We start from the raw sequence: 552 nt of genomic DNA on the forward strand, positions 1-552 counted from the left end.
GCTCGACCTTGGCCCGGATGCTGGCCTTGATGCGTTCGAGCTGGTCAATCAGGTCGTCGACCCGTCGGCTTTTGTCCAGCAGCTTGCGTTTGCCCGGGCGCATGGCGATGTTCCAGCGCACGCCGGCTTTGGCGTCAGGGCGCTTGTCAGCGCCCTGGTACCCGGCGTCGCCCCAGGCCTCGGTTTCCTCGCCGTGCAACAGCGTGTTGGCCTCGATCACATCATTGACGTTGCCGGCTGTGCCGCGCACCGTGTGCACCAGACCGGAGTCGGCATCCACGCCGATGTGGGCCTTCATGCCGAAGTACCACTGCTTGCCCTTCTTGCTTTGCTTCATCTGCGGGTCGCGTTCGCCCGAGGCATTCTTGGTCGAACTGGGCGCAGAGATCAGCGTGGCGTCCACTACCGTGCCGGCACGCAGCATTAAACCCTTGGCACCCAGCAATTCGTTGACCAGTGCCAGGATCTGAGGGGCCAGCTTGTGTTCCTCCAGCCGCCGGCGAAAGCGCAGGATCGTGGTCTCGTCGGGCAGCGGCGTGTCCCAGTTCAGGC

The 552-nt window shown here is 64.3% G+C and carries 1 protein-coding gene; it reads right to left on the bottom strand.

What is annotated here, in order from left to right:
- A partial coding sequence (locus JHD63_RS22800) for an IS5 family transposase (RefSeq protein WP_198973087.1) occupies nt 1-552 on the bottom strand: 552 nt, incomplete at both ends.

The sequence above is a fragment of the Xylophilus sp. ASV27 genome (genome assembly GCF_016428875.1).
In the GTDB taxonomy this organism is placed as follows: Bacteria; Pseudomonadota; Gammaproteobacteria; order Burkholderiales; family Burkholderiaceae_C; genus Xylophilus.